The sequence below is a fragment of the Pseudogemmobacter faecipullorum genome (assembly GCF_020539525.1).
Lineage (GTDB): Bacteria > Pseudomonadota > Alphaproteobacteria > Rhodobacterales > Rhodobacteraceae > Pseudogemmobacter > Pseudogemmobacter faecipullorum.
In genome coordinates, this window is the sequence record NZ_JACDXX010000001.1 from 90,998 (window position 1) to 113,482 (window position 22,485).

A 22,485-nucleotide genomic window follows, 5' to 3' on the forward strand; every position below is an offset into this window, starting at 1 on the left:
AACGACCGGCGAAACTGACCGGCGATACAAACGAGCAGGCTAAATGGATACCCAAACCCTCGCGATGGCGCAGGAGCTTGACTTCTCGCTGCTGGCGCTTTTTGCGCGCGCCACTTTCACCGTTAAGCTGGTGATGATTATGCTGATCGTCATGTCCTTCTGGTCATGGGCGATCATCTTCCAGAAACATATCCTGTTCCGCAAATCCCGCGCCGAGGCCGCCGAGTTTGACCGCGCCTTCTGGTCAGGTGAGCCGCTTGATGAACTTTATGAGCGGATCGGGCCGGAACCCCAGGGCGCTTCCGAGCAGATTTTCTCGGCCGGTATGCTGGAATGGCGCCGCAGCCATAAGCAGGATGGCGCGCTGATCGCCGGGGCCCAGGCCCGGATCGACCGCGCCATGGATGTGGCCATCGCCCGCGAAAGCGAGCGACTGAACAAGGGCCTGTCCTTCCTCGCCACCACCGGCTCGGTCGCGCCTTTCATTGGTCTGTTCGGCACGATCTGGGGCATCAAACACTCATTCGAGGAAATTGCGATCTCGCAGAACACCTCGCTGGCGGTTGTGGCCCCGGGCATTGCCGAGGCGCTGCTGGCCACCGGCATCGGCCTGATCGCCGCTATTCCTGCCGTGGTGGCCTATAACAAGCTCAATGCCGACAGCGAGCAGATCCAGGGCAATTACGAGAGCTTTGCCGATGAATTTGCGACCATCCTGTCGCGCCAGCTGGACAGCTGAGCCATGGGTGGCGGTGTCATGAAAAAATCGGGCGGCGGCGGGCGGCGCGGCAGGCGCCGGGGCGCCTCGGCCGCGATGAGCGAGATCAACGTCACGCCCTTCGTCGACGTTATGCTGGTGCTGATGATCATCTTCATGGTGGCAGCGCCGATGATGACCGTGGGCGTACCGATCGAACTGCCGAAGACTGCGGCCACAGCCCTGCCGACCGAGCAGGAAGAGCCGCTGTCCATCACCCTGACCGCCGATGGTCTGGTGATGATCATGACCAGCGAAGTCTCGGAGGCTGAACTGATCCCGCAGCTGCGCGCCATCGCGGCGGAACGCACCTCGGATAAAGTCTATCTCCGGGCCGATGGCCAGCTGCCCTATGAGCGTGTTGCCCAGGTGATGGGCGCGCTGAATGCAGGTGGCTTTACCAATATCGGCCTGGTGACCGATTCACGCGGCCCCGATTTCGGCGCCGGGAACTGAAAGCAGAGCACAGGCTGATGGAGCGCCGCTTCCAGACGGGCACAATTCTTTCCGGCGCAGGGCACGCTGGCCTCATCCTCTGGGTGCTGGTCGGCGACTGGCTGTTTGCCCCTGCCGCGCCGGTTGAGGTGCTCACCACCCAGGTCTCGATGATGTCCTCATCGGAATTCGACGCCATGGCGGCTGCGGCCCCGAAAGCGTCGGATACCCCGAGCGAGGCCCCTGAGAGCCCCTCCGCGCCGGATGCAGGCGAAGCAGAGCTGAGCGAGCCGGTGGCCGAGACCCCGCGCCCGCCGCCGCCGCGCCCCGATGCGGTCTCGCAGCCTGACACCATCACCCCGCCGCCTCCGGCGGATACGGCCCCGCCGCCACCTGCCGATCCCTCCCCGGAGCCGGTCGGAGAGGAATTGCCGCCCGATGTCGCTTTCGCGCCGGAAGAGCAGCCGATGCCCTCGATGAACAGCTCGATGCGGCCAAAGCCAAAGCCCGCTGAGATCGTGGCACCGACGCCAAGCCCGACCCCGGTTGAGGAGCAGGTCGAGACCGCACCTGCCCCCGAAGAGGCCGTGACCGAAACGCCGGAGCCGACCCCCGAGCCGCCGCGTGAGCAGCAGGAAGCCGTCGCCCAGGAGGAGACCGGCGATGTTCTGCGCACCGAAGCGACCGAGGAACAGACAGAATCGATGGGGATGAGCACCTCACCGCGCCCGCGCGGCAAGCCTGCCCGTCCCACCCCCGCCCAGGAACCGGCAGCGGAAACCCCGTCACGGCCCTCGGCCCCGGCTTCGGATAATTCCTCCAGCGCGGAGAACGATGCCATTGCCGAGGCCCTGGCCGAAGCTGCGGCCGAGGAAGCCGCTGCAGCCGCCAAAGCCGAAGCTGCGGCTGCCAAAGCTGCCGCCGATAAAGCGGCTGCGGATAAGGCTGCGGCCGATAAAGCCGCTGCGGCAGCGAATTCCGGCTCGGGGGGCAATGGCTCTGCATCCAGGGGCGCACCGCTGACCGGGGGCGAAATGGGCGATATTTCCTCGGCGATCTCGCGCAAATGGAATGTCGGCGCCATGGGGACCGAGGCGATGTCGACGGTGATCGTGGTCAGGGTCGAATTCGATGCCTCGGGCAAGCCCGGCAATATGTCGCTGGCCGAATCCAGTGGCCCGAGCGATCAGGCGATCCAGGTGGCGTTCCGTCAGGCCCGTTCGGCGATTGCCCGCGCCTATCAGGAGGGCGGCATCCCGCTGCCCGCCGATAAATACGAGACCTGGAAAGTTCTGGAATTCGTCTTCGATGCCAATGGGATGAGGATGCGATGACCGCTGGACTGCGCCTTGTATCCGCGCTTTGCTCTGGCCTCGCTGTGCTGGCGGGGCCCGGGCTGGCGCTGGATGGCCCCGGGGCGGAAACAGCTGTCGCGCCCGACAGCGGGCCACAGCGGCGCGACTGTCCGGCAGAGGCGGCAGATCCCGGCCTCAGCGGCTCTGATCTGGCGCAGCAGCTGCAGCGCTCGATTGCTGCGATCTGGCAGGCCGGAGGGGTACTGCCCGGCACAGAGGGCGCAAAGATCAGCGTCCGGCTCTGCCCGAGCAAAGATCCCCGCGCACCTCTCGATGTGTTCATCATGGACTATCAGGGCCCGGAGGGTGAGGCGCAGCAGGCGCTCTTTGGCGCTCTGATGGCCGCCATCCGTCGTGTCGCCGCCCCGGGCCGCGGCTTTGAGGCAGTCATGCTGGAACTGGGCCGGGGCGATCCGGATCTGGTCACCCTGGATCTGGAGTTCATCGCCGAAGCCCATGGCACCGGCGCTGCACCATGATAGAGATGACAGAGATGTCACGCAGCACGGCGCAACCATTCCTGCCGCATCACGTTGGCAGTGCAATATTGAAACCTTTTATGCAAACGGGCAGCAGACCCGGTCAATTCGGAGCCAGAGGCAGATGACCTTCACCAGAAGAAGCTTTGCAACCACCATGCTGGCAGGCGCCACGATGCTGCCCGCCATGGCCCGCGCCCAGGATGGCCGCCCGCCGCGCATCGTCATCGGCCCTGGCACCATCGAGCCGATGCCGATTGCCGTACCGGTTTTTGTCGATGAGGGCGGCGCGGGCGAGCTGACCGGCAACCTGGCCAGCGTCGTGCTGTCGGACCTGACCGGCACCGGCTTCTTCCGCGAGATCCCGCGCGAAGCCCATATCAGCCGCATCTCGTCTTTTGATGCTGCCATCCCGTTCGAGGACTGGCGCGCCGTCAATGCTCAGGTGCTGATCGTTGGCGCCGTCTCGGCCGCGGGCGACCGGATTTCGGTGAAATTCCGCGCCTGGGATGTGGTCAATGGCCGCCCGATGGAGGGCGCGGCGCTGCAACTCGCCGGCACCAGAGGCGGCTGGCGCCGCATGTCGCATAAAGTGGCGGATGCAGTCTATTCGGCCATCACCGGCGAAAGCGGTTATTTCGATACCCGTGTGGTCTTCGTCTCGGAAGCCGGACCCAAGAACGCCCGGCAGAAACGCCTTGCCGTCATGGATTACGATGGCGCCAATGTGCAATATCTGACCGACAGCCAGTCGATCGTTCTGGCGCCGCGCTTCTCGCCTGCCGGGGATCGCATCATCTATACCAGCTATGAGACCGGCTTCCCGCGCATGACGCTGCTCGATGTTGGCAGCCTGCGCCGTCAGACCCTGGCCGAACAGCCGGGCACCATGACCTTCGCACCGCGCTTCTCGCCCGATGGCCGCTCGGTGGTCTTCTCGCTTGAGCGCGGCGGCAATACCGATATCTACAAAATGGACCTCGGCTCGGGATCGACCAGCCAGCTGACCAATTCCCCCTCGATTGAGACCGCCCCCAGCTTCTCCCCCGATGGCAGCCGCATCTGCTTTGAAAGCGACCGCACCGGCGGCAGCCAGATCTATATCATGGGCGCCGGTGGCGGTGAGGGGCAGCGGATTTCGGGCGGAGATGGCCGCTATGGCACGCCGGTCTGGTCGCCGCGTGGCGATCTGATCGCTTTCACCAAACAGGCTAAGGGCCGCTTCCATATCGGTGTGATGCGCGCGGATGGCTCGGAAGAGCGTCTGCTGACCTCGTCCTTCCTGGATGAGGGCCCGACCTGGGCCCCGAACGGAAGGGTGATCATGTTCACCCGTGAGACCTCGGGCGACGGCGGCCAGGCTTCGCTCTGGTCGGTTGACATCACCGGACGCAACCTCAAGCAGATTCCGACCCAGGGCCCGGCTTCGGACCCGGCATGGTCGCCGCTGCTTCCGTAAATCGCCGCTGCGGGCAATGGGCAACGCTGCCCGATTGCCCGCGCCACGGCAAAGCTGCTAAACTGGTGCGACACTCTGCCCCGCCCGCGTTGAAAAAGGATAAGAGCCGATGACTTTCACTCCCAAGGCCCTGCTTTTGCTGGCCACTCTCGGCCTCGCGGCCTGTCAGAACCCCGACCGCTATGGTTCGGGCGGCGATGGCGGCTATGGTCAGGGCGGCAATGGCGGCAATGGTGGTTCGGGCTATATCGACACCAGCGGCCTCGGCGATCCGAATGATCCCCGTTCCATCGCCTATTTCAACCAGTCGGTTGGCGACCGTGTGCTGTTCGGCCTCGACCAGTCCACGGTTTCCGATGAGGGCCGCCGCATCCTGAGCGCACAGGCCAACTGGCTGAACCAGAACCCCGGCTATGCGATCATCATCGAAGGCCATGCCGACGAAAAAGGCACCCGTGAGTATAACCTTGCACTCGGTGCACGCCGTGCCGCTGCCGCCCAGCAGTACCTGATCTCGCAGGGCGTTTCGGGCAGCCGTATGCGCACCATCTCTTATGGTAAAGAGCGCCCGATCGAGGTCTGCTCGACCGAGAGCTGCTATTCGCAAAACCGCCGCGCCGTCACGGTGCTGTCGGTTGGCGCAGGCGCCTGACCCGTGATGCGGGCCCGGTTTCTCCTGCCTGTGCTGGCACTTGGCTTTGCCATGCCCGCCAGTGCTGAATCGCTTGCCGATGTGCGGGTCGAACTGGGCCAGCTCGCGGCTGAGTTCAACAGGCTCAAGGCTGAACTGACCACCACCGGGGCCTCGGCCCGGGTGGGCGGTGCCGATGCGCTGGCACGGATGGATACGCTCGAGAGCGAGCTGATGCGTCTGACCTCGCGCACCGAGGAAATCGAGCTGAAACTGAACCGGGTCGTCAGCGACGGCACCAACCGGATCGGGGATATCGAATTCCGCCTCTGCGAGGCCGAGCCGGGCTGTGACCCGATGAATATGCCGCCGACCGGCACGCTTGGCGGTGGCAGCGGCGGTGGCTCAGCCTCTGCCGCTCCGGTGATCACCCCTTCGGCCCCCGCGTCGAATTCCTCCGCAGGCCCCGAGCTTGCCGTTGCCGAGAAAGAAGACTTCGACCGGGCCAAGGGGGTGCTCGGTCAGGGTGACTTTCCCGGTGCTGCATCGCTCTTTGAGGCCTATGCGCAATCCTATCCTGGCGGGCCGCTAGTCCCTGAGGCGCATTTCCTGCGCGGCGAGGCACTTGGCAAAGCGGGGGAGAAAACCCGCTCGGCCCGGGCCTATCTCGATGCCTATACCAGCGATCCGAAGGGGCCTTTCGCCCCTGAGGCGGTGCTGAGGCTGGGCCAGTCGCTGGGTGATCTGGGCCAGACCGATCAGGCCTGCGTGACCCTGGCGCAGATCGGCATCGAATATCCGGGTTCAAATGCGGCCTCGCAGGCGCCGATGGCGATGCAGGCGCTCGGGTGCCGCTGAGCCCCCTGCCGGTCGAGAATACCTCCGGCGGGCTAGGCGCTTATGCCCGGCCCGCCGATGATCGCCCCCCCTCTCCGGCTTTTGCCCCCGGGCTGACCGGCGATGCCAGTGCGCCGCCGCTGGGTCTCGCGGTCTCGGGCGGCAGCGATTCGATGGCGATGCTGCATCTGGCGGCCCGGGCAGCAGCCGCGACCGGCCAGCGTTTTGAAATTGCCACTGTCGATCACCGGCTGCGCCCGGAAGCCGGTGATGAGGCGCGTTTCGTCCACGAACAGTGCCAGCGGCTCGGCCTGCCGCATCAGACCCTGATCTGGGAAGACCATCCCGGGACCGGCAATCTGATGCAGGAGGGCAGCCGCGCCCGCTACCGCCTGCTCGGCCAATGGGCCTGCCAGCGCGGCATTTCCCGCATCGCCCTCGCCCATACCGCCGATGATCAGGCCGAATGCTTCCTGATGGGGCTGACCCGGGCTGCGGGTCTCGACGGGCTCAGCGGCATGCGCCCGGGCTGGCAGGAAGCCGGCGTCACCTTCCTGCGTCCGCTGCTGCACGAAAGCCGCGCGGCGCTGCGCGCCTTTCTGCGCCGGGAGGGGCAGGACTGGTGCGAAGATCCGAGCAACAGCAACCCCCGCTATCTGCGCGCCCGGATGCGCAGCCTGCGCGCGGCGCTGGAACCCGCCGGGATCGGCCTCACACAATTGCGTGAGACCATCGCCCATCTTGCCCGGGCCCAGGCCCTTTTGCGCCATGAAACCGGCGCGACTTTTGCCCGCATCGGCACCGAAGAGGCCGGTGCGCTGCGCCTTGAGCGCGCCGGTTTTGCGGCGCTCCACCCCGAGATGCAGCGCCGCCTGATCAGCGCGGCGATCCGCTGGCTCTCGGCCGCGCGCCATGCGCCGCGCGCGCCGATGCTCGCGCATCTGCTCGAACGGCTCAGCAAGGAACAGCCTGCCACGCTTGGCGGCTGTCGCTTCCTGTTTACCCAATCCGCATTGCTGATCTGCCGCGAGCCGCGCAGCCTTGGCCCTGCGGTTGCTGCCCCCGGGCTCTGGGATCAGCGCTGGCAGATCACCGGCCCGCTCAGCCCGGATCTGGAGCTGCGCGCGCTTGGCGCCGAGGGGCTGCGTCAGGCTACGGACTGGCGCGAGACCGGTCTGGCGCGGGAAATCCTGCTGGTTTCGCCCGGGCTCTGGCAGGGTGAAATCCTGGTCGCGGCGCCGCTGGCGGGCTCTGGCGCGGCGAAATGGCAGGCGAAGCTGCGGCAGAGCTTCGCAAACTTCGTGTTATCGCATTGAACCTGATGCAGTGATGGCTAAATTAGACGCAACGCGGCGGCTAACCTTGGCCATGCCGCCTGTCGGGAGATTCATGTGAACAACGCGCGCAATATCGCCTTCTGGGTCGTGCTGCTGCTGCTGATCCTTGCGCTTTTCAATCTGTTCTCGGGCGGAGCCTCTTCGGTATCCTCACGCAGCCTTTCCTGGTCGGACTTTATCGAACAGGTAGATTCGGGCCGCGTCGCTTCGGTGACACTTGACGGCGAGCGCGTGACGATCCGCACCAAGGATGGCGGAACCTTCAGCACTGTTAAACCGGGTGATGAGCAGATCACCGAAAAGCTGGTGAATAAGGGCGTTGAGGTTCAGGCCACGCCGCAGCAGCAATCGGGCTTCATGTCGCTGATTTCGCTCTGGCTGCCCTTCATCGTGCTGATCGGCGTCTGGTTCTTCTTCATGAACCGCATGCAGGGCGGCGGCAAAGGCGGCGCTATGGGCTTTGGCAAATCGCGTGCCAAGCTGCTGACCGAAAAGCAGGGCCGCGTCACCTTTGACGATGTCGCCGGCATTGATGAGGCCAAGGAAGAACTGGAAGAGATCGTTGAATTCCTGCGCAACCCGCAGAAATTCTCGCGTCTCGGCGGCAAGATCCCGAAAGGTGCCTTGCTGGTCGGCCCGCCCGGCACCGGTAAAACCCTCCTGGCCCGCGCCATTGCCGGTGAGGCAGGCGTGCCCTTCTTCACCATCTCGGGCTCGGATTTTGTTGAGATGTTTGTCGGCGTCGGCGCAAGCCGGGTGCGCGATATGTTTGAACAGGCCAAGAAAAACGCCCCCTGCATCGTCTTTATTGACGAGATCGACGCGGTCGGTCGCGCCCGTGGCGTGGGCATGGGCGGCGGCAATGATGAGCGCGAGCAGACCCTGAACCAGCTGCTGGTTGAAATGGACGGCTTTGAGGCCAATGAAGGCGTGATCATCGTTGCGGCCACCAACCGCAAAGACGTGCTCGACCCGGCCCTGCTGCGCCCTGGCCGTTTCGACCGCCAGATCACCGTCGGCAATCCCGATATCAAGGGCCGCGAAAAGATCCTCAGCGTCCATGCGCGCAAAGTGCCTATCGGCCCGGATGTCGATCTGCGCACCATCGCGCGTGGCTCACCCGGTTTCTCGGGGGCGGATCTGGCCAACCTCGTGAACGAGGCGGCACTGACCGCTGCCCGCGTCGGCCGTCGCTTTGTCACCATGGCTGATTTTGAACATGCCAAGGACAAGGTGATGATGGGGGCCGAGCGCCGCTCGATGGTCATGTCCCAGGAAGATAAGGAAATGACCGCCTATCATGAGGCTGGTCACGCCATTGTCGGGATCAAACTGCCGAAATGCGACCCGGTCTATAAGGCCACGATCATGCCGCGCGGCGCCGCGCTTGGCATGGTGATGAGCCTGCCGGAAATGGACCGCCATTCCTGGCATAAAGACCAGATGCGGGACCGTATCGCCATGGGCATGGCCGGGAAGGCCGCCGAGATCAAGAAATGGGGCGAAGACCGCGTTTCCTCGGGCGCTTCGGGCGATATCCAGATGGTGACCTCGGTGGCGCGCGCCATGGTGATGCGCTGGGGCATGTCGGATAAGATCGGCAATATCGATTATTCCGAAGCGGCCTCGGGCTATGACGGCAATACCGGCGGCTTCTCGGTCTCAGCTGAAACCAAGCGCCTGATCGAGGCCGAGGTCAAAGCCATCGTCGATGAGGGCTATGCCAAGGCCTTCCAGATCCTCACCGAATTTGAAGAGGAATGGGAGCGTCTGGCCCAGGGTCTGCTCGAATATGAAACCCTGACCGGCGATGAGATCCGCAAGGTTATGGCCGGCGAAAAGCCCGGCGATGACAGCGATGATGCGGGCCAGAACGCCGAGAGCGAAATCTCGGTTGCAGCGATCCCCCGAACCCGCAGTCGTGGCCCGAGGGCCGAGGCTGCGCAGGCTGAGGATCCGGAACCGAGCGCTCCGTAATCCCCTCTCAGAAAGCCCCGCCAGCCCGAGCTGTGCGGGGCTTTTTCATGTCTGAAGATCCCCCGGAGTGCTGCTGATGATCCGCACCTATCATTGTTCCGGCCTGCGGCTGCGGCCAGGCGAGACGCCCCCCACCGATCTGCGCCAGCCGGTCTGGATCGATCTTGAGGCCCCAAGCGCCGCGGAAGAGGCCAGGATTGAGGCCGCACTGGGGATCGAGGTCCCGACCCGCGAGGATATGCAGGAGATCGAGCCTTCCTCGCGGATCTGGAAGGAAGAGGGCATCCTCTATCTGACAGCGCAGATCCTTGCCACGCCCGATCCGAAAAGCCTCGAGATCGGTCCGGTCACCTTCATGCTGCAGCCCGAGCGGCTGATCACCGTGCATTACCACCGCCCGGGTTCTTTCGCCTTTTTCGCCGACTGGGCCGGCCATCATGATACGCCCTGCTCCACCGGCGTCACCGCCTTTCTCGGGCTGATGGAGGCGGTGGTCGACCGCCTTGCCGATATTCTCGAAAGCGAGGCGCGGAGCCATGAACAACTGACCCGCAGCATCTTTGAAAGCCGCCAGGGCTCGGGCGATGATCTGTCGGGGGTGATCCGGCTGATCGGCCGCGCCGAGGACCGCAATGGCAAGATCAATGAAAGCCTCGCCACCGTGCAGCGCATTCTGGCCTATCTTGTCACCCCCGGCGCCAGCGCGGCAAAGGCCCTGCTCCAGGGCCAGCAGCGCGATCAGCTGAAAAGCCTGATCCAGGATCTGCGCTCGCTGCGCGAAGTGGCGCGGGTGCAGTCCGAGAAGATCCGGTTCCAGCTGGATGCAACGCTTGGCGTGATCAATATCCGGCAGGCCGATATCATCAAAATCTTCTCGGTCGTCGCTTTTGTCTTCCTGCCGCCGACCCTGATCGCCAGCATCTACGGGATGAATTTCGAACATATGCCCGAACTCAGCTGGCGCTGGGGCTATCCGGCCGCGCTTGGCCTGATGCTGACCTCGGCCATTGTGCCCTGGGCGCTGTTTCGCTGGAAGAAATGGCTCTGAAGGCCTGACGCCTTCGGCCGCACCCATGTCGCAATCCGCCCCTCTGGCGGCGTTGGACAGGCTATCACTTGAGGCGGGAATGCCCTGTGGCATGGAGGAATGAACCAGTGGCCTTTAAATCCGATATTGAGATCGCACGCGATGCGAAGAAGAAGCCGATCCAGGAGATTGGCGCGAAGCTGGGGATCCCCACCGAACATCTGCTGCCCTATGGCCATGACAAGGCCAAAGTGGGTCAGGAGTTCATCCGCTCGCTCGAGGGCAAGGCCGATGGCAAGCTGATCCTCGTCACCGCGATCAACCCGACCCCGGCCGGCGAGGGCAAGACCACCACCACCGTGGGTCTGGGCGATGGTCTGAACCGCATCGGCAAGAAGGCGGTGATCTGCATCCGCGAAGCCTCGCTCGGGCCGAATTTCGGCATGAAGGGCGGCGCAGCGGGCGGCGGCATGGCCCAGGTGGTGCCGATGGAGGAGATGAACCTTCATTTCACCGGCGATTTCCACGCCATCACCGCCGCGCATAACCTGCTGTCGGCGATGATCGATAACCATATCTACTGGGGCAATGAGCTCGAGATCGACCAGCGCCGCATCGCCTGGCGCCGGGTCATGGATATGAATGACCGCGCGCTGCGCGATGCGGTGGTCTCGCTCGGCGGCGTGTCGAACGGCTTCCCGCGCCAGACCGGCTTTGACATCACCGTCGCCTCGGAAGTCATGGCAATTCTCTGCCTTTCCAGAGACCTGGAAGATCTGCAAAAGCGCCTTGGCGATATTATCGTCGCCTATACCCGCGAGAAAAAGCCGGTCTATTGCCGCGATATCAAGGCCGATGGCGCGATGACCGTGCTGCTGAAAGACGCGATGCAGCCCAATCTCGTGCAGACGCTCGAGAACAATCCGGCCTTCGTCCATGGCGGCCCCTTCGCCAATATCGCGCATGGCTGCAACTCGGTGATCGCCACCCGCACCGCGCTGAAGCTCGGCGAATATGTGGTGACCGAAGCCGGTTTCGGTGCCGATCTCGGCGCGGAAAAGTTCTTTGATATCAAATGCCGCAAGGCAGGCCTCAAGCCTTCGGCCGCGGTGATCGTGGCCACGGTGCGGGCGATGAAGATGAACGGCGGCGTGGCCAAGGCCGATCTTGGCGCCGAGAATGTCGCCGCGGTGCAGAAGGGCTGTCCGAACCTTGGCCGCCATATCGCCAATGTGAAGGGCTTTGGCGTGCCGGTGGTGGTGGCGATTAACCACTTCTACTCGGATACCGATGCCGAGGTGGAGGCGGTCAAAGCCTATGTCGCCGAACAGGGCGCCGAGGCCATCCTGTGCAAACACTGGGCCAAAGGCTCGGAAGGCATTGAGGATCTGGCGAAAAAGGTCGTCGAACTGGCCGAGGGCGGCAAATCGAACTTTGCCCCGCTCTATCCTGATGAAATGGGCCTCTTTGCCAAGATCGAGACCATTGCCAGGCGGATTTACCATGCGGGCGATGTGATTGCCGATAAATCGGTGCGCGATCAGCTTAAGGCCTGGGAAGCTGCCGGCTACGGTAACCTGCCGGTCTGTATGGCAAAAACCCAGTACAGCTTCTCGACCGATCCGAACCTGCGCGGCGCGCCCGAAGGCCATACCATCCCGGTGCGCGAAGTGCGTCTCTCGGCCGGGGCCGGTTTCGTCGTCGCGATCTGCGGCGAGATCATGACCATGCCGGGCCTGCCCCGCGTGCCCGCCGCCGAGACCATCCGCCTCAATGAGGCAGGTCAGGTCGAAGGCCTGTTCTGAGCCTGTAAAAAAGGGCCCGGGGGGAGACCCTCCCCCCGGATCCGGGCCTATTCGAAGAGGTCGGCCTGGCCTGGCGGGCGCGGGGCGGCAAGGCCGAGATGTGTCCAGCCTTTTTGCGCCAGCATCCGCCCCCTTGGCGTGCGCTGCAGCAGGCCCTGCTGCAGAAGATAGGGCTCGATCACTTCCTCAATCGCATCACGCGGCTCGGACAGAGCGGCAGCAATGGTCTCAACCCCGACCGGGCCGCCGCCGTAATTTTCGGCCACCAGGCTGAGATAACGCCGGTCGGCCCCGTCGAGGCCGATGCCATCCACCCCCAGCCGGGTCAGCGCCCGGTCGGCCAGAGCGCGGCTGATTTTGCCCCCCGCCTCGACCAGCGCGAAATCGACCACCCGGCGCAACAGCCGTCCGGCAATCCGCGGTGTACCGCGCGCCCGGCGGGCAATCTCGCGGCAGCCGGCCTCATCGGCCTCCACCCCCAGCAGCCGCGCGCCGCGCGCGACGATGCTGAACAGCTCGTCTTCGGTATAGAACTGCAGCCGCGTCGGAATGCCGAAACGGTCGCGCAGAGGCGTGGTCAGCAGGCCAAGGCGGGTGGTTGCCCCCACCAGGGTGAAGGGCTGCAGATCGATCCGGACGGTGCGCGCCGCTGGCCCCTCGCCAATCACCAGATCGAGGGCAAAATCCTCCATCGCCGGATAGAGCACCTCTTCAACCACCGGGGAAAGGCGGTGGATTTCATCGATGAACAGAACATCGCGCGGCTCAAGATTGGTCAGGATCGCCGCCAGATCGCCGGGCCGCGCCAGAACCGGGCCCGAGGTCATCCGGAACCCCACCCCCAGCTCGCGCGCCATGATCTGCGCCAGCGTGGTTTTGCCAAGGCCGGGCGGGCCGTGGAACAGGGTGTGATCCATCGCCTCACCGCGCATCTTCGCGCTTTCAATAAACACCCGCAGATTGGCGCGGGCCTCGGCCTGGCCGACGAATTCCTCAAGCGCCTGCGGCCGCAAAGCGCGGTCACTGTCTTCGGGAAGGCGTTCGGGGCGAAGCTGGGGATCTGAAAGGCTCATGGCGGGAACAATCCCCGAACATGCGCCTGCTGGCAAGGGGTTACGCTCACCCCGGGCCCAAAGAGCCACAGGGCAGGCACATTTCTCCAGGCCAGGCTGCCAGAGATGCAGCGGCCCGCCCTCAGCTCCAGGGGTTGGAGGGCGGTTTTCTGCGCGAGACCCGCGGGATCGAGCTGGTGCTGGTCGGGCGCGGCGGTGTGGGCGCGGGGCGGGGTGAGGGCGGCCTGCCCTGGCGTGCAGGGGCAGGACGCACCGGGGGCAGTTTCATCAGCGCCGCCACCCGGTTCGCCGTGCTCGGATGGGTCGAGAACAGGCTGTCCACCCCCCTGCCGTTCAGCGGATTGATGATGAACATATGCGCCAGCGCCGGATTGCGTTCGGCCTGCTGATTGATCCGGCCCCGCGCCAGCGCCTCAATCTTCTGCAAGGCCGAGGCCAGCCAGGAGGGTTCGCCACAGATTTCAGCGCCCAGCCGGTCGGCCTCATATTCGCGCGAGCGCGAGATCGCCATCTGCACAATCCCCGCCGCCATAGGCGCAAGGATCATCATGGCGATTGTGCCAATCATCCCGCCCGGCCGGTCGCGGTCGGAACTGCCAAAGAACATGCCGAAATTGGCCAGCATTGAAATCGCCCCCGCCATTGTGGCGGTAATGGTCATAGTCAGCGTGTCGCGGTTTTTGATATGCGCCAGCTCATGCGCCATCACGGCGGCGATTTCCTCCTGCGACAGGCTGCGCAGCAGGCCTGTGGTCGCGGCCACTGCCGCATTGGCGGGATCGCGCCCGGTGGCAAAGGCGTTCGGCTGATCGTTTTCGATAATATAGACGGCAGGATGCGGCAGGGCTGCGCGCTCCGCCAGCCCGCGCACCATCCGCACCAGCTCGGGGGCGGTCCGGTCCGTGACCAGCCGCGCCCCGGCCATGCGCAGCACCGCCTTATCGGAATTCCAGAAGGCAAAGGCATTCATCGCCCCGGCAATCACCAGCGCGATCACCGCACCGGCACCGCCGCCGATCATGGCACCAAGGCCCATGAACAGGGCCGTCATCACGGCCATCAGAATGAATGTGCGGATATGGCCCATTTTGCAAAGCTCCCTCTGCCTCTGATATGGTCCTGGCAGAGGGGGCTGACAAGATCGGCCCCGCTTTCAGCGCGGTGCGAGGCGCTTCAGTGCCAGCCGGATCAGCGCCGCGGTATCAGCATCGGGATTTTCACCCGAGACTATGGCGACAGCCTCTGCCGCATCCGATGGTCCATAGCCGAGATTGGCCAGAGCCGAGAGCGCATCGGCATTCGAGGCGGCCCGCTTCGCCGCCTCGCTCGGGGCTTTCTCCGCCGGCTTTGCCGCTTTCTTCTTCGCCGGCGCTGCCACCAGGGGCTCGGATTCGATCACCTCCGCCGCCTCGGCGCCACGGCTGAGCCTGCCGCCCATCGCCATCAGCGAGGGTGCTTTGGATTTCAGCTCAAGGATCACCCTTTGCGCCAGTTTCGGCCCGACACCAGGCGCGGCCTGGACCGCACGGGCATCGCCAAGGGTAATGGCGCGCGCCACGCCCTCGGGCCCGAGCGTGCCGAGGATCGCCATCGAGGCCTTCGCCCCTACCCCCTGAACCGTGGTCAGAAGCTTGTGCCATTCTTTTTCAATCATGGTCGGGAAACCGAAGAGCTGCAGCAGATCCTCGCGCACCAGAAGTTCGGTATAAAGCGCCACTGCCTCGCCCTCGGGCGGCAGCGAGGCCATGGTGCGATCCGAGACATGCAGGATATAGCCCACCCCCCGGCAATCGATCAGCACAGTATCGAGGCCCTTCCAGTCGAGCCGCCCGGAAATCTTCCCGATCATCCTGCTGCCCTCCTCAGGGCGTCCTGCAATCGTCCTGCGCTTTGCATGTGATGGGCATGGCAGATCGCGATGGCCAGCGCATCCGCGGCATCGGCCCCGGCGATTGTGGCGCCGGGCAGATGCAGCCGCACCATGTGATCGACCTGCTGCTTTGCGGCATGACCCACGCCAACAACGGTTTTTTTCACCGCATTGGGGGCATACTCTCCGACCTCCAGCCCGAATTGCGCCGGAACCAGCAGAGCAATGCCCCGCGCCTGGCCCAGTTTCAGTGTTGCAACCGCGTCTTTATTGACGAAAGTCTGTTCAATCCCTGCGGTCTCGGGGGCATGTGCCTCAAAAATCGCGGTCAGCTGGCGATGCAGCGAAACCAGACGGCGCGCGAGGTCGCCATCCCCCGAATCGGAATGGCAGATACCATTGGCAACATGGCTGATCCGGGTGCCCTGCACATCAATCACACCCCAGCCGAGATTTCTCAGCCCCGGATCAATGCCGATAACGCGCATTTTGCCCCTTTCCGATCTGTAGCCACTTTGCTCAGGGCTAGCACGAAACAGGAACATCCGCCAATGGTGAAGTAAGCCCAATCGATTCGCCGATGCAGATTTTGCGACAAGGCAGCCGGAAAGCGACAGAGCGCCGGAGCGGCACGACACAATGCTGCACTTGCAGCATCCCACTCGTCGGAATCACGACAAAATCATGACCTGAGCCATGCAATCCCTGCAATACAGGCTTGCCCGGGCATAGCTTGCTTTGCACCTGCAGCAAGACTATCTGGCTGCAGGGAAGCAAAAACGCTCTCATATTAAGCAGTTTGAAAAAGGAACAGTCCAATGGCCGCCTTCGAAACGAGCCGTCCCGCGCCGTTCGGCGCCATCACGACGTACCGCGCTGTGAACGGCGTTGGGGGCATCTTTGCCGCCCTCAAAGCCTGGAACGACGCACGCATCACCCGCAAGGCCCTGTCGAAGCTCTCGGATCGCGAGCTTGACGATATCGGTCTGTGCCGTGGCGACATCGAGATGATGGGTCGCTGAGTTCAACTCAGCCGCCCTGCCCCTGACGGGTCGACGGACATAATTTCGGGACCGTGCTGCACCAGCAGCCGGTCCTTCTGCTTTTCCGGGGTCTGCATTGCCCCTCGCCTGCTTTGCGCAGAAATGACAACGCCCGCGGCAACAGCCTGCGGGCGCATTTTTATCGCAGGCCCGGGCCCGCTGTCAGGGGAAGACCTCTCCGAGGAAAGAGGCGATCAGCCGCGTCACCGGATCCGGGGCCATAATGGTCGCGGCGACCGGGTTGAGATCATGGCCCATAGCCAGGCCCGCGACCCGCTCGCGGTAGAGCGCATCACCGACAGTGAACAGGATGACGCCCTTCATGACCCAGGCCAGCGCGAAAGCCAGCAGCACGATGCGCAGAATTTTCCCGAGGCCGAACTGCCGCTTATAAGTTGAGGAACGGCCGAGGGTGCCCCGGGCCTCAAATCCATAGCCCTTGCGATGCGCCTTTTCGAGGCGGCGCAGACGGTTGTTAAAGCTTTCGGTGCTGGAATGACTTCCGGTCATCGCCTGAACTCCTGGGCCCCCGCCTGAAGGAATTCCTGCGGCTTAATTGTGTCCTTTTTTGGGCAATCACCTGGTCACTCGGCCCGACAGTATAAAATCGGGCCGATTAACAATTGGTTAGATGCGTTCCAGAACCAAAGCCGACCATTCGCCCAGATCGTTTCTGTCTTCGAGACGGAAGCCCTGTTCGACATAGGCCGCGATGATCCCCTCGGCCTGAACCGCCAGCAGGCCCGAGAGAATCAGTTTCGAGCCGGAAGCGGTCATTGCCTTCATCGCCGGAGCCAGCTCGATCAGCGGGCCTTTGAGGATATTGGCAAAGACCAGATCCCAGGGCGCGCCCGCCTTCAGACGGCGGTGATCAAAGCCTGCCGCCTCCAGACAGTCGATCCGGCCCGCCAGATCATTGACCGCAACATTGGCCTTAGCCACATCCACCGCAACCGGATCGATATCCGAGGCAATGATATGGGCCTCGGGCAGCATTTTCGCCGCTGCCATGGCCAGAACCGCCGTGCCCGCGCCGATATCGGCGACTTTGGCGGGGCGGTAGCCCGCAGTGTAAAGCTTATCAAAGGCCAGCAGGCAGCCCAGAGTGGTGCCATGATGGCCGGTGCCGAAGGCCATGGTGGCCTCGATCAGCAATGCGACGCGGCCTTCGGGCACTTTATCGGCATCATGGCTGCCATAGACGAAGAAGCGGCCGGCATCGACCGGATGCAGCTCGCGCTGCACTTTGCTGACCCAGTCAAATTCCGGGATTTCCGACACCACAAAGCTTTTCGCGCCAAAGGCGGTGGCGAGGATCTCGAGGATGATGTCATCGGGCTCTTCCTCGAAATAAGCGCCGACCTCCCAGAGGCCAGAGCCGTCCTCGACCTCAAAGACACCAACCCCCAGCGGCTCGATATCAAGATCTTCCAGAGCCTCGCCAAGCGCGCGTGCAGCCGGTTCGCCGGCGAGGGTGGTGAGGGCGGACCAGTTTTGCATGGGGAACTCCGGAAATGACCTGTTCTCCCCCTAGACCCGACAGGCGAAGCGGTCAAGCAAAGCACCTCCCCCGCAGGCCCGGGGCGGCAAGGCGGGGTTTCCCCCGCCCCTTCCTCAGACCGTATGCAGATAAAGGTCGAAATCGACCTCGGACACCGTGCGCATCACCCGGGCATATTCCGCCGCCTTAATCGCGGTGAAGGTGCGGTGCATATCCTCTCCCAGAGCGAATTTCAGGAAGTCCGAAGCCTTTGCCGCCTCAATCGCCTCGCGCCAGTCGGCCGGGATTTTGCCGCCCCCCTCGGCATCATAGCCATTGCCGGTGGTTTCGGGGCCGGGATCGATGCGGTTTTGCAGCCCATGCCTGATCCCGGCCAGCACCGTTGCCGCCACCAGATAGGGGCTGGCATCAACCCCCGAGGGGCGGTGCTCGATCCGGCGCGCCCTGATATCGCCGGCCGGAATGCGCAAAGCGACCGAGCGGTTATTCACCCCCCAGCTCGGCGAGACCGGCGCATAGGAATTAGAGGCAAAGCGGCGCCAGGAATTGGCATGGGGCGCAAAGACCAGCATGGATTCACCCATGGTCTCTTTCAGCCCGCCGATGGCATGGCGGATGGTCTCGCTCCAGTCGCCCTCGACCTCTTCCACGAAAACATTCTTCCCGGCATCATCAAGCATCGAGACATGCAGATGCATACCCGAACCGGCGTAATCCTCATTCGGCTTGGCCATAAAACAGGCCACCACGCCATGGGCGCGCGCCTGGGCCCGCACGATGCGCTTCAGCCGCACCAGATCATCGGCCGCCTGCAGGATATCCTCGCGGTAATGCAGGGTCAGCTCATACTGGCCCGGCGCATATTCCGAGATCAGCGTCTCCGCCTTAATCCCCGCCGCTTTCGCCCCGGCATAGATATCGGACATCAAGGGCAGCATGCCATGCAGATGGTCGACCGAATAGACCTCGGTCTTGCGGCTTGAACGGCGGTCAAGCACATCCCGGGCGGGCTGCATTTTGCCATATTGATCCCGCTCGGGGTCGAGCAGGAAAAACTCCAGTTCAAAGGCCCCGGCCGGATGCAGTCCCTCAGCCGCCAGAGCCTCAACCTGACGCGCGAGCGCATGGCGCGGGTCCGAGGTCATCGGCTCGCCTTCCAGCGTATACATGGTCATGAAGACCTCGCCCCGCGGCGGGTTGGTGCCATGCAGCGGCACCAGCGTGCCCGGCACCGGCCAGGCGCGCAGATCCCCGTCGCCCTGATCCCAGATCAGCCCGGTTTCATGCACATCCTCGCCGCAGATATCGAGGCCGAGGATCGAGATCGGCAGATGGCGGCCCGATTTGTAAAAGCTCAGCAGCTCATGACGGCGGATGATCTTGCCCCGGCCAATGCCATTGGCATCGTGCAGGATGATATCAAAAGCCTCGATTTCGGGATGTGCCGCGAGAAAGGCCTCGGCTTCAGCGACGGTTGAGCCAGAGGGGCTGGAGCTATTCATATCAGTCATCTCAGAGGGGCCTGGAGTTCGGGAAGAGGTCGGAAAGAGCTTCGGTAAAGCCCGCGATCAGCCGGTCAATCTGTTTCTTTGTCGTCACCGGGCTGACCAGCATCATATTGTGGAAGGGGGCGATCAGTGAGCCACGGTTCAGAAGCGCCACATGCAGTGCCGCCTCGACCGGGTGATGATGCGCCAGCGCTGCCTCGCTGCCGTTTTTCAGCGGCTCGGGCGCACAGATAAACTCGACCCGCGCCCCCACCCGGGCCACATGCCAGGGCGCATTTGCGGCGGTAATGGCCTTTGCCAGCCCGGCCTGAAGCCGCGCCGCCCCCTTCTCCATCCTCGCATAGGCTTTCGCCGTCATCACCTCGGCGAGATTGGCGCTGAGGCAGGCAAACTGCATCGGATTGGCAGAAAGGGTGGTGCCCATGCCGGAATGGCCGGAAAGACGGGCCTCATTGGCCTTTGCATAGGCGCGGGCCGTGGCCTCATTCAGACCCCAGACCGCGGTGGGCATGCCGCCCGCCACGCATTTGCCGACCACGAAAATATCGGGTGAGAGGCCATGCACGCCGGTATAGCCGCCGAGACCCGAGGAAAGCGTATGGGTTTCATCGATCATCAGCAGTGCGCCATAGCGGCTGCAAAGCGCGCGCAGCCCGTCATGGAAGCCCGGCGCGGGCAGAACCATACAGGAATTGGTCATCACCGGCTCGGTCAGCACCGCCGCCACCTCACCCGTGGCAAGGGCCGCTTCTACCGCTGCCAGATCATTGAACTCAACGCAGACCGCGCCCAGGGTCAGATCGGCCACCTGGCCCAGCAGCCCCTCGCGGCTGGCGGTCACCCCGCCGCGCAGCTCAACCATCACGTCATCTACAGTGCCGTGATAGCAGCCATTGAACACCAGGATTTTGGGCCGCCCGGTCACCGCCCGCGCCACCCGGATGGCAAAGCGGTTGGCATCGGTGGCAGTGGTGGCGATCTGCCAGTGCATGGCGCCAAAGCGCTCGGACAAAAGCCGCCCCGCCTCGGCCGCCGCCCCGGAGGGCAGCATATAGGTCAGGCCTTTGCGGGCCTGTTTGCGGATGGCACGCGCCACCGGCGCCGGCGAATGGCCAAACATCGAGCCGGTATCCCCGAGGCAGAAATCATCGATCTTATGACCGTCGATATCCTCGATCACCGCGCCTTCAGCCCGGGCAATCACCGCCAGATGCGGCATCGGCCAGTCACTCATCCAGTGCATCGGCACACCGCTGAGATAATGCCGGGCAATCTCGCCGCAGGCCTTCAGGCTTTTCGGATTGGCCCGGGCAAAGCGCCGGGCCTCACGCCCGGCGAAATCCTGCAGCACCGCAATGCTGACCCCGGCAATTTCCGTCTCTGCGCCCTGTGCTTTTGCCATCTGCCACGACCATCCTGAGAGCAAACGAGTCATTCGTTTCGCTTCAGCGGATAACAGGGGTAATTTGATCAAAAATCAAGTGGGCCGGGCGGATCAATCGGCAGGGGGCTCAAAATCCTTTGGCAGTGAGAGATTGTGACAGCCGAGATCCGCCAGCTTACGCTCGCCACAAAGCGCCATGGTGATGTCCAGCTCATCGCGCAGGATCTCAAGCACCCGGGTCACCCCCGGCTCGCCCATCGCCCCCAGACCATAGAGCCAGGCCCGGCCGATCATCGTGCCTGTCGCGCCCAGTGCCAGGGCTTTCAGCACATCCTGGCCGGTCCGGATGCCGGAATCGAGCCAGACCTCGCAGCCGCCATCCACGGCGCGCAGGATCGAGGGCAGCATACGAATGGCCGAATAAGCGCCGTCGAGCTGCCGCCCGCCATGGTTTGAGACCACGATGGCATCGGCCCCCGCATCGCGCGCCATCCGCGCATCCTCGGCATCCAGAATCCCTTTCAGCACCAGCTTGCCGCCCCATTGCGCGCGGATCCTCGCAACCATCGCCCAGTCGAGGCAGGGTTCAAGCGATTCATTGCTCCAGCTGGCAAGGCTCTGCATATCTTTCACGCCTTTGGCATGGCCAAAGACATTGCGGAAGGTGCGCCGCGAGGTGCGCGCCATGCCCAGGCACCAGCCTGGCCGCGTCATCATATTCAGCATATTCGGCAGGGTCAGGCGCGGCGGGGCCGAAAGGCCGTTCTTCAGATCCTTATGGCGCTGGCCCATGACCTGCAGATCCAGCGTCAGCACCAGCGCCGAGCAGCCGGCGCGTTTTGCCCGCCCGATCAGATCGGCAACAAAATCATGGTCGCGCATCACATAGAGCTGAAACCAGAAAGGCTCGGGGCTGGCCTGATGCACATCCTCGATCGAGCAGATCGAAAAGGTGGAGAGGGTGAAAGGCACGCCGAATTTTGCCGCAGCCCTGGCGCCGAGGATCTCGCCATCGGCGCGCTGCATCCCGGCCGAGCCGGTCGGCGCAATGGCAACCGGCATCGTCACCTTCTGGCCCAGCATCCGGGCCGAGACATCACGCCCGGAAAGATCGCGCGCCACGCGCTGGCGCAGGCGGATCAGGCTGAAATCACTGGTGTTTTCCCGAAAGGTCTGCTCGCTGTAACTGCCGCTTTCGCAATAATCCCAGAACATCCGCGGCGCGCGCGCCTGATGCAATCGACGCAGATCCTCGACACAGGTGATAACGGGCATTGCAGTCTCCGGCCTGATATTTGCCGCGATGCTATTCGCCTGCCGCCGCCCTCACAAGCCGGGCAATCACCCGCGGCATGGCAGGATGCAGGCCCAAAGCCGGCAGAATTGCCCCCGGGAAACCCGCCTCGCCCAGCGCGGCGGGCAGATCTTCCAGCACATGGGTCAGCTCCATGGCAAAGAAGGGCAGGCAAAGCGCGGCCTCACTCCAGCCGCGGGTGGCCGAAAGACGGGGATCTTCCTCGATATAAGCCGCCTCAACCCGGGTCAGCAGGGTCTCGGCCCGCAGGCGCGCCACCAGCGCTTCGGTCACCGCCGCCGGCGCGCGGGAGCGGCCCGAGCCATGCGCGGCGACCAGCAATTCGCGCGTACCCGAGTCGCGCGCCAGGGCCACTGCCAGATCCTGCACCACCTCGGCACAGCCCATCGGCTGCATCACCTGCCAGCCGCCAAGCCCCGCCGCCTCCAGCCGTTCCGGCAAAGCCTTGCGGGTAAACCAGCCATCCGCCATGAAGACCGGAAAGACGAGGCCGGGCGCGCCCGTGACCCGCTCCAGTGCGCCTGTCCCGGCCAGGGTGGCCGACTGCACCTGCCAGCCCGGCAGTTCCGCTGCCACCCGCGCCGCGAGCGCCGCCAGCACCCGCGCCCCGGTCTGCGGCTCAGAGGGCTGGCCATGCGCCACCATCAGCAGCCTGCGGGCCGGTGCCTGATCCCTGTCAACCGCCATCACGC

The 22,485-nt window shown here is 64.1% G+C and carries 22 protein-coding genes; 12 read left to right on the forward strand and 10 right to left on the reverse strand.

The window, feature by feature from the left end:
- Positions 1–43: 43 nt before the first annotated feature.
- The 11 genes from tolQ to H0485_RS00470 all read left to right on the forward strand — a co-directional run bounded on the left by tolQ (position 44) and on the right by H0485_RS00470 (position 12,099).
- Positions 44–739 (forward strand): protein TolQ, encoded by a 696-nt coding sequence (gene tolQ / locus H0485_RS00420; protein ID WP_226933343.1) that lies wholly within the window; start codon positions 44–46, stop codon positions 737–739.
- A gap of 3 nt (positions 740–742) precedes the next feature.
- Positions 743–1,213: a protein TolR gene (gene tolR / locus H0485_RS00425; protein WP_226933344.1), complete on the forward strand. Its 471-nt coding sequence runs from the start codon at positions 743–745 to the stop codon at positions 1,211–1,213.
- 17 nt (positions 1,214–1,230) lie between these two features.
- Positions 1,231–2,526: a cell envelope biogenesis protein TolA gene (locus tag H0485_RS00430; protein ID WP_226933345.1), complete on the forward strand. Its 1,296-nt coding sequence runs from the start codon at positions 1,231–1,233 to the stop codon at positions 2,524–2,526.
- Positions 2,523–3,026, forward strand: a complete 504-nt coding sequence (locus H0485_RS00435) for a hypothetical protein (RefSeq protein ID WP_226933346.1) — start codon at positions 2,523–2,525, stop codon at positions 3,024–3,026. Before H0485_RS00430 ends, H0485_RS00435 begins: the two co-directional genes overlap by 4 nt.
- Before the next feature lie 124 nt (positions 3,027–3,150).
- Positions 3,151–4,485 carry a Tol-Pal system beta propeller repeat protein TolB gene (gene tolB / locus H0485_RS00440; RefSeq protein WP_226933347.1) on the forward strand — a complete coding sequence of 445 codons (1,335 nt, stop codon included), beginning with the start codon at positions 3,151–3,153 and terminating at the stop codon, positions 4,483–4,485.
- A gap of 109 nt (positions 4,486–4,594) precedes the next feature.
- On the forward strand, positions 4,595–5,137 hold the full coding sequence (gene pal / locus H0485_RS00445; RefSeq protein WP_226933348.1) for a peptidoglycan-associated lipoprotein Pal: 543 nt from the start codon (positions 4,595–4,597) through the stop codon (positions 5,135–5,137).
- A gap of 6 nt (positions 5,138–5,143) precedes the next feature.
- The gene (gene ybgF, locus H0485_RS00450) at positions 5,144–5,974 is read left to right on the forward strand and encodes a tol-pal system protein YbgF (protein ID WP_226933648.1); all 831 of its coding nucleotides are present in this window, start codon (positions 5,144–5,146) and stop codon (positions 5,972–5,974) included.
- Positions 5,965–7,269 (forward strand): tRNA lysidine(34) synthetase TilS, encoded by a 1,305-nt coding sequence (gene tilS / locus H0485_RS00455; RefSeq protein ID WP_226933349.1) that lies wholly within the window; start codon positions 5,965–5,967, stop codon positions 7,267–7,269. Before ybgF ends, tilS begins: the two co-directional genes overlap by 10 nt.
- Positions 7,270–7,344: 75 nt before the next feature.
- Positions 7,345–9,267, forward strand: a complete 1,923-nt coding sequence (gene ftsH, locus H0485_RS00460; protein WP_226933350.1) for an ATP-dependent zinc metalloprotease FtsH — start codon at positions 7,345–7,347, stop codon at positions 9,265–9,267.
- Positions 9,268–9,343: 76 nt separating this feature from the next.
- A complete protein-coding gene (locus H0485_RS00465; protein WP_226933351.1) occupies positions 9,344–10,315 on the forward strand; it encodes a magnesium transporter CorA family protein in 972 nt (323 codons plus the stop codon).
- A 107-nt stretch (positions 10,316–10,422) separates the two neighbouring features.
- The gene (locus H0485_RS00470) at positions 10,423–12,099 is read left to right on the forward strand and encodes a formate--tetrahydrofolate ligase (protein WP_226933352.1); all 1,677 of its coding nucleotides are present in this window, start codon (positions 10,423–10,425) and stop codon (positions 12,097–12,099) included.
- Between the two features lie 47 nt (positions 12,100–12,146).
- Here the strand turns inward: H0485_RS00470 and ruvB are convergent, their stop codons facing one another.
- The 4 genes from ruvB to ruvC form a co-directional block, all read right to left on the reverse strand.
- On the reverse strand, positions 12,147–13,172 hold the full coding sequence (gene ruvB / locus H0485_RS00475) for a Holliday junction branch migration DNA helicase RuvB (protein ID WP_226933353.1): 1,026 nt from the start codon (positions 13,170–13,172) through the stop codon (positions 12,147–12,149).
- Between the two features lie 121 nt (positions 13,173–13,293).
- Complete coding sequence (gene htpX, locus H0485_RS00480; RefSeq protein WP_226933354.1) at positions 13,294–14,259, reverse strand: zinc metalloprotease HtpX; 966 nt, start codon at positions 14,257–14,259, stop codon at positions 13,294–13,296.
- Positions 14,260–14,325: 66 nt separating this feature from the next.
- Positions 14,326–15,021: a Holliday junction branch migration protein RuvA gene (gene ruvA / locus H0485_RS00485; protein ID WP_226933355.1), complete on the reverse strand. Its 696-nt coding sequence runs from the start codon at positions 15,019–15,021 to the stop codon at positions 14,326–14,328.
- Positions 15,018–15,530 carry a crossover junction endodeoxyribonuclease RuvC gene (gene ruvC / locus H0485_RS00490; RefSeq protein WP_226933356.1) on the reverse strand — a complete coding sequence of 171 codons (513 nt, stop codon included), beginning with the start codon at positions 15,528–15,530 and terminating at the stop codon, positions 15,018–15,020. Before ruvC ends, ruvA begins: the two co-directional genes overlap by 4 nt.
- A gap of 330 nt (positions 15,531–15,860) precedes the next feature.
- Here ruvC and H0485_RS00495 point away from each other — a divergent pair, with 330 nt between their 5' ends.
- The gene (locus tag H0485_RS00495) at positions 15,861–16,064 is read left to right on the forward strand and encodes a DUF1127 domain-containing protein (RefSeq protein WP_226933357.1); all 204 of its coding nucleotides are present in this window, start codon (positions 15,861–15,863) and stop codon (positions 16,062–16,064) included.
- A 183-nt stretch (positions 16,065–16,247) separates the two neighbouring features.
- Here the strand turns inward: H0485_RS00495 and H0485_RS00500 are convergent, their stop codons facing one another.
- The 6 genes from H0485_RS00500 to H0485_RS00525 form a co-directional block, all read right to left on the reverse strand.
- The gene (locus H0485_RS00500; RefSeq protein ID WP_226933358.1) at positions 16,248–16,595 is read right to left on the reverse strand and encodes a hypothetical protein; all 348 of its coding nucleotides are present in this window, start codon (positions 16,593–16,595) and stop codon (positions 16,248–16,250) included.
- 117 nt (positions 16,596–16,712) lie between these two features.
- Positions 16,713–17,585: a 50S ribosomal protein L11 methyltransferase gene (locus H0485_RS00505; protein ID WP_226933359.1), complete on the reverse strand. Its 873-nt coding sequence runs from the start codon at positions 17,583–17,585 to the stop codon at positions 16,713–16,715.
- 114 nt (positions 17,586–17,699) lie between these two features.
- The gene (locus H0485_RS00510) at positions 17,700–19,097 is read right to left on the reverse strand and encodes a glutamine synthetase family protein (RefSeq protein ID WP_226933360.1); all 1,398 of its coding nucleotides are present in this window, start codon (positions 19,095–19,097) and stop codon (positions 17,700–17,702) included.
- Between the two features lies 1 nt (position 19,098).
- A complete protein-coding gene (locus H0485_RS00515) occupies positions 19,099–20,496 on the reverse strand; it encodes an aspartate aminotransferase family protein (protein WP_226933361.1) in 1,398 nt (465 codons plus the stop codon).
- A gap of 93 nt (positions 20,497–20,589) precedes the next feature.
- The gene (locus tag H0485_RS00520; protein ID WP_226933362.1) at positions 20,590–21,753 is read right to left on the reverse strand and encodes an alpha-hydroxy acid oxidase; all 1,164 of its coding nucleotides are present in this window, start codon (positions 21,751–21,753) and stop codon (positions 20,590–20,592) included.
- A 31-nt stretch (positions 21,754–21,784) separates the two neighbouring features.
- The gene (locus tag H0485_RS00525) at positions 21,785–22,480 is read right to left on the reverse strand and encodes a CbiX/SirB N-terminal domain-containing protein (protein WP_226933363.1); all 696 of its coding nucleotides are present in this window, start codon (positions 22,478–22,480) and stop codon (positions 21,785–21,787) included.
- Positions 22,481–22,485: the final 5 nt, after the last annotated feature.